Annotated in this window: 12 protein-coding genes; 9 read left to right on the forward strand and 3 right to left on the reverse strand. The window is 72.6% G+C overall.

The window, feature by feature from the left end; genetic code table 11:
- Positions 1-103 precede the first annotated feature (103 nt).
- Entirely contained in the window at positions 104-1,327 is a 1,224-nt protein-coding gene (era, locus tag WMF19_RS33520; RefSeq protein WP_437894074.1) for a GTPase Era, read from the forward strand.
- Between the two features lie 68 nt (positions 1,328-1,395).
- The gene (gene der, locus WMF19_RS33525) at positions 1,396-3,138 is read left to right on the forward strand and encodes a ribosome biogenesis GTPase Der (RefSeq protein WP_437894075.1); all 1,743 of its coding nucleotides are present in this window, start codon (positions 1,396-1,398) and stop codon (positions 3,136-3,138) included.
- Positions 3,139-3,219: 81 nt separating this feature from the next.
- Here der and WMF19_RS33530 read toward each other — a convergent pair whose 3' ends face one another.
- Positions 3,220-4,446 carry an ArsA family ATPase gene (locus WMF19_RS33530; RefSeq protein WP_437894076.1) on the reverse strand — a complete coding sequence of 409 codons (1,227 nt, stop codon included), beginning with the start codon at positions 4,444-4,446 and terminating at the stop codon, positions 3,220-3,222.
- A 217-nt stretch (positions 4,447-4,663) separates the two neighbouring features.
- Positions 4,664-5,206 (reverse strand): hypothetical protein, encoded by a 543-nt coding sequence (locus tag WMF19_RS33535; RefSeq protein WP_437894077.1) that lies wholly within the window; start codon positions 5,204-5,206, stop codon positions 4,664-4,666.
- Between the two features lie 71 nt (positions 5,207-5,277).
- Between WMF19_RS33535 and WMF19_RS33540 the strand changes: the two genes are divergently transcribed.
- From WMF19_RS33540 to WMF19_RS33550, 3 genes are all read left to right on the forward strand, one after another.
- Complete coding sequence (locus WMF19_RS33540) at positions 5,278-6,012, forward strand: tyrosine-protein phosphatase (protein ID WP_437894078.1); 735 nt, start codon at positions 5,278-5,280, stop codon at positions 6,010-6,012.
- Between the two features lie 73 nt (positions 6,013-6,085).
- On the forward strand, positions 6,086-6,700 hold the full coding sequence (locus tag WMF19_RS33545) for a TetR/AcrR family transcriptional regulator (protein ID WP_437894079.1): 615 nt from the start codon (positions 6,086-6,088) through the stop codon (positions 6,698-6,700).
- A gap of 90 nt (positions 6,701-6,790) precedes the next feature.
- Positions 6,791-8,911 carry an ATP-binding domain-containing protein gene (locus WMF19_RS33550; RefSeq protein WP_437894080.1) on the forward strand — a complete coding sequence of 707 codons (2,121 nt, stop codon included), beginning with the start codon at positions 6,791-6,793 and terminating at the stop codon, positions 8,909-8,911.
- On the opposite strand, the gene WMF19_RS33555 is transcribed toward WMF19_RS33550, so the two are convergent.
- Complete coding sequence (locus tag WMF19_RS33555) at positions 8,859-10,241, reverse strand: serine/threonine-protein kinase (protein WP_437894081.1); 1,383 nt, start codon at positions 10,239-10,241, stop codon at positions 8,859-8,861. The two genes, WMF19_RS33550 and WMF19_RS33555, sit on opposite strands and share 53 nt — an antisense overlap.
- A gap of 293 nt (positions 10,242-10,534) precedes the next feature.
- On the opposite strand from WMF19_RS33555, the gene recA reads away from it, so the two are divergent.
- From recA to WMF19_RS33575, 4 genes are all read left to right on the forward strand, one after another.
- Entirely contained in the window at positions 10,535-11,713 is a 1,179-nt protein-coding gene (gene recA, locus WMF19_RS33560) for a recombinase RecA (protein WP_437894082.1), read from the forward strand.
- Positions 11,714-11,733: 20 nt separating this feature from the next.
- On the forward strand, positions 11,734-12,243 hold the full coding sequence (locus WMF19_RS33565; RefSeq protein ID WP_437894083.1) for a SixA phosphatase family protein: 510 nt from the start codon (positions 11,734-11,736) through the stop codon (positions 12,241-12,243).
- 297 nt (positions 12,244-12,540) lie between these two features.
- The gene (locus tag WMF19_RS33570; protein WP_437894084.1) at positions 12,541-13,401 is read left to right on the forward strand and encodes a hypothetical protein; all 861 of its coding nucleotides are present in this window, start codon (positions 12,541-12,543) and stop codon (positions 13,399-13,401) included.
- 185 nt (positions 13,402-13,586) lie between these two features.
- Positions 13,587-14,558: an HDIG domain-containing metalloprotein gene (locus WMF19_RS33575; protein ID WP_437894085.1), complete on the forward strand. Its 972-nt coding sequence runs from the start codon at positions 13,587-13,589 to the stop codon at positions 14,556-14,558.
- Positions 14,559-14,613 lie beyond the last annotated feature (55 nt).

Consider the following 14,613-nt stretch of genomic DNA (forward strand, 5'->3'; position numbering starts at 1 on the left):
TGCGAGCGAGCAGGGCGGTGCGACGCGCGCTGCCGAGCCGGGCAAGGAGCGGCGGGCCGGCGCAACGCGCGCTGCCGAGCCGGGCAAGGAGCGGCGGGCCGGCATGGAGCGCGCTGCCGAGCCGGGCAAGGAGCGGCGGGCCGGCGCGACACGCGCTGCCGAGCGGGGCGAGGGGGAGAAGACGGCCAAGCAGAGGGGCTCTGCGGCGCGCTCCTCCGGCGCGGCCCGCAGCCGGGCAGGGCGTGGGCCCCGCGCGGGCGGTGGCGCGGAGGGTCGACCGCTCCCGGACGGGAGGGCCGCCGGCCGAGGCGCCACGCAGCAGCGGCGCAAGAAGGCCGCCGAGCCGAGGCGGACGGAGGAGGCCGACGCCGCGCTGCCGAAACGATCCGGGCGCGTGGCCCTGGTCGGGCGCCCCAACGTCGGCAAATCGACGCTGCTGAACGCGGCGCTCGGCCATCCGCTCGCGATCGTCTCGCCGACGCCTCAGACGACGCGCGACGCGATCCTCGGGGTCGTGCACCACGGCCCGGCGGAGATCGCGCTGCTCGACACGCCCGGCCTTCACCGGCCGCGCACGGAGCTCGGGCGCGTGATGAACCAGGCGGCGCGCGAGGCGGCGCGGGGCGCCGACGTGATCGTGTTCGTGACCGAAGCGCCGGATCCCGCGCGCCTGCCGAGGCGCGTGAAGGAGGACGAGGACGGCCCGCCGCTCGCGCCGCACCCGGGCGATCTGACGTTGCTCGCGGACCTGGGGAGCGAGGCGCCGGTGGTGTTCGTGCTCAACAAGGTCGACAGGATGCGGGACAAGGCGCTGCTCTTGCCGCTCCTCGACGCGTTCGCCAAGCTCCGGGATTTCGCGGCGATCGTCCCCGTCTCGGCGCTGCGCGAGGACGGCGTCCAGCGCGTGCTCGACGAGGTGGCGAAGCTCTGCCCCGAGCGGGACTGGGGCTTCGCGCCCGATGAGCTCACCGACAGGCCGACGCGCTTCTTCGCCGCCGAGTACGTGCGCGAGCAGATCCTGCGCGCGACGAAGGCCGAGGTGCCCCACGCGAGCGCCGTGCAGATCGAGCGCTACGTCGAGCCGACAGGCGAGGGCGCGCTGCACATCGACGCGACCATCCACGTGGAGCGGCCCGGGCAGAAGAAGATCTTGATCGGCGCGGGCGCGGAGCAGCTGAAGCGCATCGGCACGGAGGCTCGGCTCCGGATAGAGGAGCTCGTCGGCCGGCAGGTGAACCTCAAGCTCTGGGTCCGGGTGACGCCGGAGTGGCGTGAGTCGCGGGAGCGGCTGGACGAGCTCGGTTACAACAAGGGAGAGACCTCGTGAGCGCGGCAAAGCCAGCCCTTTCCAGATCGAACAAGCGCAGCCAGGGAGCTGCCGGACGCGGGCGGACAGTGAAGAAGGGCGACACCCCCGAGAAGAGGGGCGGCGTCGCTCCCAGGAAGGGCGCGGCCGCCTCCGGCAAGGGTGCTGCCGCTCGCGGAAAGAGCGAAGCGGCGCCCGGCAAGAGCGCCGCCGCTCGCGGAAAGAGCGGAGCGGCGCCCGGCAAGAGCGCGGCCGCTCCCCGAAAGAGCGCAGCGGCGCCCGGCAAGGGCGCGGCCGCTCCCCGAAAGAGCGCAGCGGCGCCCGGCAAGGGCGCCGACGGATCGAAGAAGGGCAGCAGATCCGCGCCGGGCAAGGGCCGTGCTCTCTCCGAGCCGATCAGCCACGAGGCGGCGGAGGAGAGGGAGGAGCTCGCGGCGGAGCTCGCCGAGGAGGTCATCGCGGCCGCCGAGGACGCCGCGGCCGATGCGCCTGCGCTGCCCCCGTCGGCCGGGATCGTGGCGCTGGTCGGGCGGCCCAACACCGGCAAGAGCACGCTGTTCAACCGGCTGATCGGCAAGCGCATCGCGATCGTGCACGACGAGCCCGGGGTGACCCGCGATCGCCACTACGGCGACGTCACCTCGCGGGGACGGCGCTTCACGCTCGTCGACACGGGCGGGTTCGACCCCGAGAGCGATGATCCCATGCGGCAGGGGATCAAGCGGCAGATCGACCTCGCCATCGCCGAGGCCGACGTCATCGTGTGCGTGCTCGACGCCGTGACGCCGGTCACGCCGTCCGAGCACGCCGAGCTCGGCCTGCTGCGCCGCGCGGGCAAGCCCGTGATCTACGTCGCCAACAAGGCGGACTCGCCGAAGGCCGAGGTGGAGGCGGCGGAGCTGTACCGCCTCGGTATGGAGCGGCTCATCCCGATCAGCGCCCTCCATGGCCGCGGCATCTCGGATCTGGAGATGGCCATCGAGGCGGCGCTCCCCGCGAAGCCCGCGGCGCCCGAGGAGTCGGCCGAGGGGGCGCTCCGCATCGCCATCATCGGGCGGCCCAACGCGGGGAAGTCGTCGCTCGTCAACCGCATCGCCGGCGAGGAGCGCATGCTGGTCGACGCGACGCCCGGCACGACGCGCGATCCGATCGACACGCTGGCCGAGCGCGACGGGAAGCGGTTCTTGCTCATCGACACGGCCGGCATCCGGCGCAAGTCGAAGGTGGCGAAGGAGGACAGCGCCGTCGAGGCGGTCAGCGTGATCCACGCGATCCGCGCCATGGAGCGGGCGGAGGTCGTGCTCCTGCTCTGCGACGCGGCCGAGGGCGTGGCCGAGCAGGACGCGAAGATCCTCGGCCTCGCGGTCGATCGCGGGTGCGGCGTCGTGATCGGCCTCAACAAGATCGATCTCCTCGACCGCAAGACGCTCGCCAAGGCGGAGCAGGACGCCCGCGACAAGCTCTCGTTCGTGCCGTGGGCGCCGATCGCGCACGTGAGCGCGCGCAGCGGGCGCGGCGTGGCGAAGCTCATCGAGACCGCGGCCCAGGTGGCCGACGCCTACCGCAAGCGCGTGCCCACCGGGGAGCTCAACCGCTTCTTCGAGCAGATCCTGCTCACGCACCCGCCGCCCACGCACGGCGGGCGCGCGCCCCGCCTGTTCTTCGTCACGCAAGCCGAGACGTCGCCGCCGCTGTTCGTCGTCGTCGCGAGCGATCCCGACAAGCTCCACTTCAGCTACCGGCGCTACGTGGCGAACCAGCTCCGGCAGGCGTTCGGGCTGGAGGGCGTGCCGGTCCGCGTGAAGTACAAGGAGCGCAGGCGGCGAGGGTAGGCCGGGGGCAGCCCAGCTGCCTCCTTCAGACCGTCTCCGAGTATCGCAGGACAGCCAGAAGAACGGCCGAGCTGCCCGTGGCTACCCCGCCGCCCCGGGCAGCGGCGCCAGCACGTCGGCGATCCTCGCGAGGCCGGCCACGTCGTGGATGTCGTACGGGAACGCCGGGACGTCGACGCGGACGCTGCCGCCGCTCTGCTCGTCCTCGAGCGCCGCCTCGAGGGCGATCAGGTTCAGCTGATCGAGCTTGCCCATGCGGCTCTCGTCCTTGGCGGCCTGGAGCAGGCGCGCCGCGGCGCCGGAGGCGAGCGCAAGGCTGCTCCCGTCGAGCGCGGCGGCGATCTCGCCGACGCCAGGGAGCGCGCCGTACACAGGGTGGACGCGGTTCACGACGAACGCGTCGCGACGCATCTGCTGCTCGCGCAGGCGCTCGGCGAAGTACAGCACCTCGCGCACGCAGAGCGGATCGGGCGTCGTGACGAGCACGTAGGCCACGTCGGGGCCGCGGAGCGCCGACGCCACCGCGTCCGCCCGCTGCTTCCAGCCGCCGAAGACCGCGTTCATCTCGCTGATGAACGCCGCGATCTGCTCGAGGAAGCCGCTGCCGGTCAGCTTGCCGATGCCCCGCAGCACCGCCGCCGTCGAGCGCGCCAGCAGGTTGAGCGAGAGCTTGCCGGAGCTCTGGAAGGCCTGCACGAACCACCGCGTCGCCGCGCCGTCGATGGCGCCGACGAGGCGCTCCGGCGCGTCGAGGAAATCGAGCGCGTTCGCCGTGGGCGGCGTGTCGAGCAGGACGAGGTCGTAGCTCGGGTCGCTCCTGACGGCGTAGAGCTTCTCCATCGCCATGTACTCCTGCGTGCCCGCGAGCGACGTGGAGATGTACTTGTAGAGGACGTTGCCGAGGATCCGGTCGCGCTGCTCGGGCGTGGGGGCGAGCGACGCGACGAGGCCGTCGAAGGTCGACTTCGTGTCGAGCATCATGACCGTCATCGAGCCGGGCACGTCGACCCCCGCCCTGGCGAAGCGGGCGGGCTCGATCGTCTGCGCCTCGGTCGTCATCTCCTCGAGCCCGAGGCTCTGGGACAGCCGGCGCGCCGGATCGATCGTCAGGCAAAGGACGCGCTTGCCGCGGCGGGCAGCGGCGAGACCGAGCGCTGCAGTCGTGGTCGTCTTGCCGACGCCGCCGCAGCCGACGCAGAGGATCACCCTGCGAGAGGCGAGCAGCGGGGCCAGACCGGCGTGGTCTGCCTGGAGGGACGCGTCGGCGGCGGGCGGGCTGTTCCGAGGGGGTGCGAGCGAGCCGGGCATTGCGCGCGACCTGAGGCCGCGGCCCCTTGTAGCACGAACCGGGGGGGCGCGAGCGCCCAGCCTGCGGCGTCACGACCGTCCGGCCTGCGGCGCAGCGACCGCTCAGCCTGCGGCGCAGCGACCGTCCGGCCTGCGGCGCAGCGACCGCTCAGCCTGCGGCGCAGCGACCGCTCAGCCTGCGGCGCAGCGACCGCTCAGCCTGCGGCGTCGCGATCGCTCAGGCGGCGGCGCGAAGAATGCGCAAGCACCCGGCAGCGGCCCGGGCAATGGAGACGCCACGCTCCGACGTGCCGCCACGGCCGCAGAGCAGCACCTCGCCGCCTTCCACCGAGAGGCTCTGGACCTCGACCTCGGCGGTGAGCGTGGCGATGCGCGAACCGACCGCCGCGCTCTGCACGGCGTCCGGGTTGGCGAGGAGCGGGGCGTAGGCGGCGAGCTCCTCGCACGCCGGCCACGCGCCCGCCCCGGCGACGAGGCAGCCGCTGTTGTCCACGAGGACCACGACGTCCAGGTTCGCCTCGGCGCGGGTCGTCGAGAGCTGATAGTGCAGCGCGGTGACCGGATCGTCGCTGCGGCGGCGCCGGCGCTCGGAGGTGGGGATCCCCTCATCCAGGGCCGACGTGCCCTGCTCGTTCGAGGGCGCGCCGGGATCGACCGGGCGCTCTGCGCGGCCTCCCGGCCTGCCGCCGCGCTGGGCGCCAGCGCAGCCGTCCGACGCGGGCTGAGGCACAAGCTGCTGGTTCGATAACGAGAGCGACACGAACACCTCCTCGACGCGAAGGATGGTCGCAGCGCACGAGGGCGGCCAACTTTGCTAAGTTCGGATCGACGATGCGCGGCTTCATCGATCTGCACTCCCACTGGGTCGCGGGCGTCGACGACGGCGCCCGCACCGTCGAGGAGAGCCTCGCCCTCCTCACCGCGCTCCGCGGCGCCGGGTTCGACACCGTCGTGGCGACGCCGCACATGCGCCCTGGGATGTTCGACAACACCCGGCAGGGCCTCCAGGCCGCCTACGACGCGACCTGCGCCGCGCTGCGGGCCGCCGCCGGCGCGCGTGACCTGCCCGCGCTCCAGCTCTCGTCGGAGCACTTCTTCGACGACATCGTCTTCCAGCGCCTCCTCGACGGCAGCGCCCTCCCCTTCCCGGGCGGCCGCGCCGCGCTCGTCGAGTTCCCGACCCGGAGCTTCCCCGCCCGGGCCGCGGAGCGGATCTTCGACCTCAGCCGCCGCAAGCTCCGCCCCGTCATCGCCCACCCGGAGCGCTACGAGCCCGTCTTCGACGACATCTCCTCGCTCGATCCGCTGCTCGACGCGGGCGCGGTGCTCCTCCTCGACGTCGCGGCGCTCACCGGCAAGTACGGGCGCACCCCCCGCCGGGCCGCCGAGCAGCTGCTCGAGGCCGGCTACTACTACGCCGCGTGCAGCGACGCCCACGCCGCAAAGGACGTCCCCGACGTGCGCGACGGCATCAAGGCCCTCTTCGCCAGGGTCGGCGAGGAGGAGGCGACCTTCATGCTCCTCGACGGCCCGCGCGCGATCCTCGAAGGCACCGTCGACCCCTGAGGCCGTGATCCGCCCGCTCGCTTGACGGGCCGGCGCCCATCGCTATAAGCGAACGACACGTTCACTATTCGCCATGGCGCAGTACCTCAAAGACGACGTCCAGGAGAGCATCACCTCCGCCGCGCTGACGATCTTCGCGCGGAAGGGGTACGAGAGCGCGACCATGGCCGAGATCGCCCGGGCGGCCGGCGTCTCGACGGGCAACATCTACCGGTACTTCGCGAACAAGGACGCGCTCTTCTACGGGATCGTCGACGACGGCTTCGCCCGCGCCTTCACGATCCTGCTCCGCCGCCGCGTGAAGGCGCTCGACGGCGTGGAGGACGTCCGGGCGCTCCCGCCGACGGCCGCCTACCACGTGATCTCCGAGGAGCTCCTCCGCTTCTGCATCGAGAACAGGCTGCGCGTCGTGATCCTCCTGGGCCGGGCCGGCGGCTCCAGGTACGAGCGGTTCTCCGAGGAGACCGCCGAACGCCTCATCGCGCTGGCGATCGAGCACTTCCGCGCCCTCGACCCATGCCTCTCGGTGACCGGCGCGATGCGGTTCAACCTGGACCAGATCTACCAGGGCTTCGTCAGGACGATGGTGAACGCGCTCGCCCGCTTCGAGGACGAGGCCAGCATCCGAGAAGCGGTCCACGGTTACTCGAAATACCACCTTGCCGGACTCAGGAGCTTCTTCGTGTAAGCTTCGCTTCGCCTCGCCTCAAAAGTGAACGAACCATTCACCCATCGAGCTCGACCCCTCGCGGAGGCGGGGGGCGCAAGGAGGCCCATCATGCTGGAGAGCACGCTTGATCTGCCCGTCGAGGCGCGCGCCGTCCTCGAAGAAGAGGCCGCGCTCCTCGAGCGCGTGCGCGCCGCGCTGGACCGGGCGCAGGAGCGCGCGGCGCGCGCCTTCGGGCGCGCGCCGCGCGAGCTCAGGTCCGTCGCGGCGCTCCGGGAGCTCCGCGACGAGGCCGCCGCGGCCTCCGTCGACGATCTGCCGGCGGTGCTCCTCGAGATGAGCGTGCGGCAGCGCCTCATCGAGCAGGAGCCCAGGGAGGCGCTGCCCGACCCGCTCTGCCCGTACCTCGCCCACCTCCGGGTCGACGAGGGCAAAGGGGCGAAGGACTACCTGCTCGGCCACGCGACGTTCCTGGATCCGTCGGCCGACGTGCGCATCCTCGACTGGCGCGTCGCGCCGGTGGCGCAGATCTTCTACCGGTACCGCGAGGGCGACGAGTACGAGGAGACCTTCCCGGGGCGCGTGGCCGAGGGCGTGGTGAAGGCGCGCCGCATCGTCGTCGTGGAGCGCGGCGCCCTCACCCGGATCGTCGGCGACGGCCTCGTCCTGACGCGGCGGGGCGACGGGCGATGGACCCTCGCCGAGCGCGCGGCGCTCGCCATGCAGCCGGGCGGCGCGGGCACGGCCGCCCGCCCCGGGAGCCTCGGCGTCGGCGCCGGCGCCACGGACCAGGCGAGGGCCGCGGAGGTCACCGCCCTGCTCGACGCCGACCAGTACGCCGCCGTGTGCGCGCCCCCCGAGCAGCCGCTCCTCGTGCTCGGCAGCGCCGGGAGCGGCAAGACGACCGTCGCGCTGCACCGCCTCGCCAGGATCGCCGCGCTGGATCCAGCGCGCTGCCCGCTCTCGGCCATGAACGTCGTCGTGCCCGAGGAGGGCCTCGCGCGGCTGTCGCGCCGCCTGTTCTCGCCGCTCGGCGCGGGGGAGGCCCAGGTGAAGACGCTCGACGCCTGGTCGTCGGCGACCGCGCGCGAGGTCTTCGGCAAGCCGATCGCCCTGTGCGACGATCCCCCGGCGCTCGTCTCCAGCCTCAAGCGCCACCCGGCGCTCTACCGCGCGCTGCGCGAGCGGTTCGCCAGGCTCGCCCCGGCGAGCACGACGCTCCCGCGGCTGCGCCGCCGCCTCGCCGACGTCTTCACCGATCGAGGGTTCCTCGAGGGCGTCGTCGTCGCCTCGGGCGGGGACCTCCCCCGCAGCGCGATCGAAGAGACCGTCCGGCACACCCTGCTGCAGATCGCCGAGCCGCTCGACCGGCAGCTCGCCTCGATCACCGTGGCCTTGATGAAGCGGGCGCTCGACGGCCGCGCCATCGCGGAAGGGACGCCGGACGAGCTCGCGGGGACGCTCGACATCGACGATCTGCCGATCCTGCTCTTCCTTCGCGCCGCTCGCCGCGGCCTGGACGGGGCGGGGTGGTCGCACCTCGTCCTCGACGAGGCCGAGGACTTCTCGCTGTTCGAGCTGTTCGTCCTGGGGAAGCTCCTTGGCGAGACGCGCAGCGTCACGCTCGCCGGCGACGAGGCGCAGCAGACCTCCTCGAGCTTCGCCGGGTGGGACGCGGCGCGAGCGGCGCTCGGCGTGGGCGACGCGGCGACCTGCCGCCTCGCGGTGTCGTACCGTTGCCCGCGGCCGGTGGCGGAGCTCGCGCGGCGGCTCCTCGGCGAGCTCGCGCCCGAGGCGCCCGCGCGCGCGGCCCGGGACGGCGCGCCGGTCGGGCTCTTCCGCTTCCCGAGCGAGGCGCAGGCCCACCTGTTCCTCGCCGGCGCGCTCCGCGACCTCGTCGGGCGGGAGCCCCGCGCCTCGGTGGCCGTCATCGCGCGGGACGCAGGCGCCGCGCGGGAGCTCCACGCCCTGATCGCGGAGCTCCCGGAGGCGAGGCTCGTGCTGGAGGGGGCGTTCTCGTTCGAGCCGGGCATCGACGTCACCGACGTGGACAGCGCGAAGGGGCTCGAGTTCGACTACGTCGTCGTGCCCGACGCGACCGCGGCGGCGTACCCGATGAACCACGAGGCCCGCCGGCGGCTCCACGTCGCGGTGACGCGGACGTCGCACCAGCTCTGGCTCATCTCCGGAGCGGCGTGGTCACCGCTCCTCGGCGACGCGGCGGCGAGCTGACGCTCGCAGCGGCGCCCTGCGGGCGCGGCCCGGCCGGCGCGGAGACGGCGGCGGGAGGGAGCGGGCTGTCCCTCACCGCCGCGGTCCCGGCGAGCGCGACCCCGAGGACGGCGGCCCCGAACACCAGCAGCGCCTGCAGCCAGCGCCGTGGGGCGCGCGGAGGCTCCACCTCGTCGTCGGCCGAGCGGTCCCCGGGATCGAGCGACTCGAGCGCGGCGCGCAGCTGCTGCGTCCGGAGGTGGGACGCGTCGCCCAGGATCTGTCCGAGCCAGCTGGCGACGAGGGCGTCGTTGCCCGGGTTCGCGGCGCCCGGGATCGCCTCCTCGAGCGCGCGCATGAGCTGCGCGGCCGTCGCCGTGCGCGCGGTGGGCGACTTGGCGAGCGCCTCGGAGACGAGGCGATCGAGCGCAGGCGGGATCGGCTCGGGCGGCGGCGGCGCGCTCAGGCGCTCCGCGAACCCGCGCCGGGACGGGACCGCCCGCGACGACAGCGGCGCGGCAGGCCGCTCGCTCGCGATGTGGGTCATCGTGCTCTCGCTGTCGTCGGCCTGGAAAGGATGAGCGCCCGACAGCAGCTCGTAGAGGAGCACCCCGACCCCAAAGAGATCGGACCGCCGATCGCACGGCTGCCCCCGGATGTGCTCCGGCGCCATGTACGGCGCGCTGCTCCGGAACAGGAACGCGCCCCCCTCGCCGCCCGCCGCGCCCGCCGCGCCCACCGTCAAAGCGCGGCCGCCGTCGCCGCGCAGCGCCGAAGGCCGTCGCTCGGACATCCGCCCTTCCTCGAGCCTCGCGATGCCGAAATCGACCATGCGGACGAGCCCCTCGGACGTGATGAGGACGTTGTCCGGCGAGACGTCGTAGTGCAGGAGCTCCCGGGGGTTTCCGCCCTCGTCCCGCAGCTCGTGCGCGGCGTCGAGGGCCGCGCAGATCTGGTAGGCGAGCCTCGCCGCGACGAGCACCGGCGCCGGGCGCCCGCGCGCGGCGCGCAGCACCGACGAGAGCGGCTCCCCGCTCACCCACTCCATGGCGTAGAAGAACGTGCCGTCCGTCTCGCCCAGATCCACGACGGGCACCACGTTCGGGTGCCTGATGCGCGCGGCCAGCGCGGCTTCGTCGAGGAATGTCCGAACGGCGTCGGGATCGGGCGAGAGCTCTGGGCGGAGCACCTTGATCGCGAAGAGCCGCTGAAACCCGTGCTCCCGCCTGAGCCGCGCAGCCCAGACCTCGCCCACGTCGCCTGCGGCCACCCGCAGGACGAGCTCGTACCGGCCCAGGGAAAACCCCGGGAAATAGCGCCCCCCGCCCCCCACGCGGAAGATGTGGCCCACGGTTGAAGAGCCCGCCAGTGCTCCCGGTGTGCGACGATCACGATTGTTGCCCTGGTTGTGAGACTCGACCTCAACCAGGAACTACTTCCGACCGCGACATCACCGCGCTCCGGAGCGCCTGCCGGGCAGACTCGTCGCGCGGACATTTTCGGTCCTATCCGGGATGCGGGGGTCTTGATTCCTGAACAGCCGGACAGTAAAGCTGCCGGAAACTGTTGCCCCGCGCGGCGTGGGTCCACCTCCGCGGTCCCCCCGTCGTCGCCCCCCTCCCATCGCTCCCTCCCGAGGTACGCATGAGTGACGAGAAGAACACCAAGCAGAAGTCTGCCGCCCTCGAGCTCGCGATCGCCAGCGTCGAGAAGGAGTACGGCAAGGGGGCGATCATGCGCCTCAAGGACGGGCAGACGCTGCACGACGAGGTCGCGGCCGTGCCGAGCGGCTCGCTCGGCCTGGACATCGCCCTCGGCATCGGCGGCTACCCGCGCGGCCGCATCGTCGAGATCTACGGGCCAGAGTCGAGCGGCAAGACGACCCTCACACTCCACGCCATCGCGGCCATCCAGCGGGCGGGCGGGACGGCGGCGTTCATCGACGCCGAGCACGCCCTCGACGTGAACTACGCCAAGAAGCTCGGCGTGAAGACCGACGAGCTGCTCATCTCCCAGCCCGACTACGGCGAGCAGGCGCTCGAGATCGCCGACATGCTGGTCCGCTCGAACGCCGTCGACATCATCGTCGTCGACTCCGTCGCCGCGCTCGTCCCCAAGGCCGAGATCGAGGGCGACATGGGCGACAGCCACGTCGGCCTCCAGGCCCGGCTGATGAGCCAGGCGCTCCGCAAGCTGACCGGCACGGTCTCGCGCTCGCAGTGCCTGCTGATGTTCATCAACCAGATCCGGATGAAGATCGGCGTCATGTTCGGCAGCCCCGAGACGACGAGCGGCGGCAACGCCCTCAAGTTCTACGCCTCGGTCCGGCTCGACATCCGCCGCATCGGCGCCATCAAGGAGGCCGCCGCGGGCGGCAAGGAGCCGGCGGTCGTCGGCAACCGGACCCGCGTCAAGGTCGTGAAGAACAAGATGGCTCCCCCGTTCCGCGAGGTGGAGTTCGACATCCTGTACGGCCAGGGCATCAGCCACAGCGGCGACGTCATCGACCTCGCGACCGAGGCGAGCATCATCGAGAAGAGCGGCTCCTGGTTCTCGTTCCAGGGCGAGCGCATCGGTCAGGGCCGGGAGAACGCCCGCACCTACCTCGAGCAGCACCCGGCGATCCTCGACAAGATCGAGTCGATGGTCCTCGCGAAGCAGGGCATCTCGCGCGCCGGTGGGGCCGCGCCGACGAACGGCGCCGCGAGCCCCGGCCCGAAGGGCGGAGCGGCAGCGGCCGAGGCCCCCGCGCAGGCAAAGGGTCGCGGCGAGGCAGCCTCGTCCGGCCAGGACGCCCGCCGTCCCCCGGGCAAGACGAACTGACGCCGGCCGCCACCGACGCCATGCACCTCTACGTGATGCGGCACGGCCCGGCGGAGGAGCGGGCGACCAGCGGGCGCGACGCGGACCGGAGGCTCACCCCCGAGGGCCGCGAGCGCGTGGCGCGGGTCTCGCTCGAGCTCCACCGCCTCCGGGGCGGCGCCCCGCTGCCGCTGGTGCTCGCGAGCCCCCTCGCGCGCGCGAGGGAGACCGCCGAGATCGCCGCGCCGATCTGCGGCGCGCCGGAGGTCGAGCTCCGGGACGAGCTCGCGCTCGACGCCGGGCTCCCGACATCGCTGGTCGCCGCGCTCGCCCGAGGCGGCGCCGATGCGCTGCTCGTCGGGCACCAGCCGAACGTGGAGCACCTCGTCCGTACGCTCGTCGACACGCCCGGCCGGGGCGCGACAGCGCTGCTCCCCGCCGGCTTCTGTACTGCCCTGGTCGTCGCCCTCGAGCCGGAGCCTTCCCAGCGCGCGCAGGGCCGCTGGCGCATGGCGCAGATCCTCGATCCCCGGGCGCTCGCCTCGCGATGAGGGAGGCGCTGCGCACGCGCCGTCTCATGGCGGGAGAGAGAGCAGGAGCAGAAGACGCGCGTCCGAGGCGGAAGGCGGGCCCGACTGGAGCATGCGCTCGTGACCTTCACTACAAACACATGAATTTGCAGAGGAAATCCAGATCACCGGCGAGCGGCGGCCGGGGCGCCCTCCCTCTCCCTCCGGGGGGACCGGCCACCCGCTTACATAGTCACAAATCCGAATGATTTCGATGTTCTCGGCCGCTCGCTTGACAAGGATCCCACCCGAGAATACGCCCAAATAAGGAGGATTGAGATGGCGGGACAGATGGCCTTCCCCTTCGCTCAACCCCCTCCAGGCCGTCTGTCGCGCAGCGGTGGGAAGGGCGCGGCGCGTACTTCCCTGTTGCCACGTGTCTCCCGGGCGGTCGTCCGGGTGCCGGACCCCCGCCATCATCCGATCGACATCGATCTGCCGCCGGGGCAGCCGCACATCTACGTGCACGAGGGGGCGCGCCAGGCGCTCATCCGGCGGCTGGAGCTGGCCCAGAAGCGGCCGGTCCTCCTCTCGGTGACCGACAACTACCGGCAGATGATCTCCTCCTCCCTCCGGGAGGGCATCCTGCAGGCGCGCGTCCACCACATGTTCCTGGATGCGCCGGCGCTCGTTCAGGAGGCGCTCGTCCGGTACGTCGTGACGCAGGACCGGGCCGCCTCGCTCGTGGTCGGCCAGTACATCGACGAGAACGGCCATCGCATCCGGGCGAGCCGGCCGGTGAGCACGCCGCTCTCGACGCAGGGGCGGACGCACGACCTGCTGCTCCTGTTCCAGAAGCTGAACCACGGGTACTTCGGCGGCGGGGTCGACGCGCTGATCACCTGGGGCAAGCGGACCAAGGCGCGGAAGCCGCGGCGCACCATCAAGCTCGGGAGCTACTCGGCGGTCGAGCGGCTGATCCGCATCCACCCGGTGCTCGACCGGCCCTGGGTCCCCCGCTACTTCATCTGTTACGTCATCTACCACGAGATGATCCACCACGTGATGCCAGCGAGCCACGGCAACGGGCGCCGGATGCTCCATCCGCCCCAGTTCCTCGCCCGCGAGCGGCTCTTCCGCGACTACGAGCGCGCCCTCGCCTGGGAGAAGGACCACGTGGGGCGGCTCCTCCGCACCTGACGCATCCATCGCCTGCGGACGCACGGCATCCGGCGGCGCCGAGCGACGAGCGCGACGAACGCGACGAACGCGAGGAACCATTGCGCGAAGGTGCGGCTGGCTCTAAACCGGCGAACCCCCGTGCGGGCCGCGCCAGCTGGCGCCCCGTGGGCGACCCCGTAACCTCGAAAGTGTGGAAGGCCAGCGTGCAGGAGATTCTCACCCAGGAAGCGAGCCCGAAGCGGGCGATGGAGGCCCTCGAGTGGGCCGTCCAGCGAGCAGAAAAGGCGGAGGCCGAGCAGCCCGAGGCGGGCGCCGAGCCACGCGCCTCGTCCAGGGTGATCTCCGGGCGGCCCGCCGACTTCAAGGCCGCGGCCGCCGCCTACCTGCCCGATGTCCGCAAGCTGCTCGACCGGGTCATGATGAGCGACGACGCCGAGGCCGGGCTCGACGCCCTGCTCGAGTCGGGCGCCCTCGCCGCGATGCTGCCCGAGGTCGAGGCGATGGTGGGCTTCGGCGACGGGGAATGGCGCCACAAGGACGTGTGGAAGCACACGAAGCAGGTGGTGCGTCAGGCCGTCCCGAGGCTCGAGGTCCGCTGGGCGGCCCTGCTCCACGACATCGGCAAGACGAGGACGCGCTCCATCTCGCCGACGGGCGAGGTCCACTTCTTCGGTCACGCCGAGGTCGGCGCGCGCATGTTCGACAAGATCGATCGGCGGCTGCCGCTCTTCACGAAGGAAGATGCGCTGAAGAACAGCATCCGCTTCCTGATCCTGCACCACCTCCGGGCGAGCCAGTACGACGCGTCGTGGACCGACAGCGCGGTGCGCCGGTTCGCCAAGGAGATGGGCGGCTGCCTGAAGGACGTGCTCGACCTGTCGCGGGCGGACATCACCACGAAGCGGCCCGAGAAGAAGCGAAAGGGGCTGAAGCAGATCAGCGAGCTCGCCGAGCGGGTGCTCCAGGTCCAGGCGGAGGACGCGGTGGTGCCGCCGCTGCCGAGCGGGATCGGCGACGCCATCATGCATGCGTTCGGGCTGCCGCCGTCGCGGCGGATCGGCGAGATCAAGCGCGCGCTGGAGGAGGCGGTCGAGGCGGGCGAGGTGGCGTCGCACCAGGAGGCGGACGTCTACATCGCGTTCCTCCGGGAGAACGCGGCGCGATTCGGGATCTGAGGGCGTAACGCAGAGCAGGGGCGCGGGGGGTGCCGACTGCCCGGCCCCCCGGGGG

This window comes from Sorangium sp. So ce124 (genome assembly GCF_051525235.1).
GTDB classification, from domain to species: domain Bacteria; phylum Myxococcota_A; class Polyangia; order Polyangiales; family Polyangiaceae; genus Sorangium; species Sorangium atrum.

Excerpts from the sequence above, each read along its gene's own strand:
- era (WP_437894074.1), top strand. The coding sequence starts at position 104 with ATGGAGCGCGCTGCCGAGCCGGGCAAGGAGCGGCGGGCCGGCGCGACA.
- WMF19_RS33530 (WP_437894076.1), bottom strand. The coding sequence starts at position 4,446 with ATGCCCGGCTCGCTCGCACCCCCTCGGAACAGCCCGCCCGCCGCCGAC.
- WMF19_RS33540 (WP_437894078.1), top strand. The coding sequence starts at position 5,278 with ATGCGCGGCTTCATCGATCTGCACTCCCACTGGGTCGCGGGCGTCGAC.
- WMF19_RS33545 (WP_437894079.1), top strand. The coding sequence starts at position 6,086 with ATGGCGCAGTACCTCAAAGACGACGTCCAGGAGAGCATCACCTCCGCC.
- WMF19_RS33550 (WP_437894080.1), top strand. The coding sequence starts at position 6,791 with ATGCTGGAGAGCACGCTTGATCTGCCCGTCGAGGCGCGCGCCGTCCTC.
- recA (WP_437894082.1), top strand. The coding sequence starts at position 10,535 with ATGAGTGACGAGAAGAACACCAAGCAGAAGTCTGCCGCCCTCGAGCTC.
- WMF19_RS33565 (WP_437894083.1), top strand. The coding sequence starts at position 11,734 with ATGCACCTCTACGTGATGCGGCACGGCCCGGCGGAGGAGCGGGCGACC.
- WMF19_RS33570 (WP_437894084.1), top strand. The coding sequence starts at position 12,541 with ATGGCGGGACAGATGGCCTTCCCCTTCGCTCAACCCCCTCCAGGCCGT.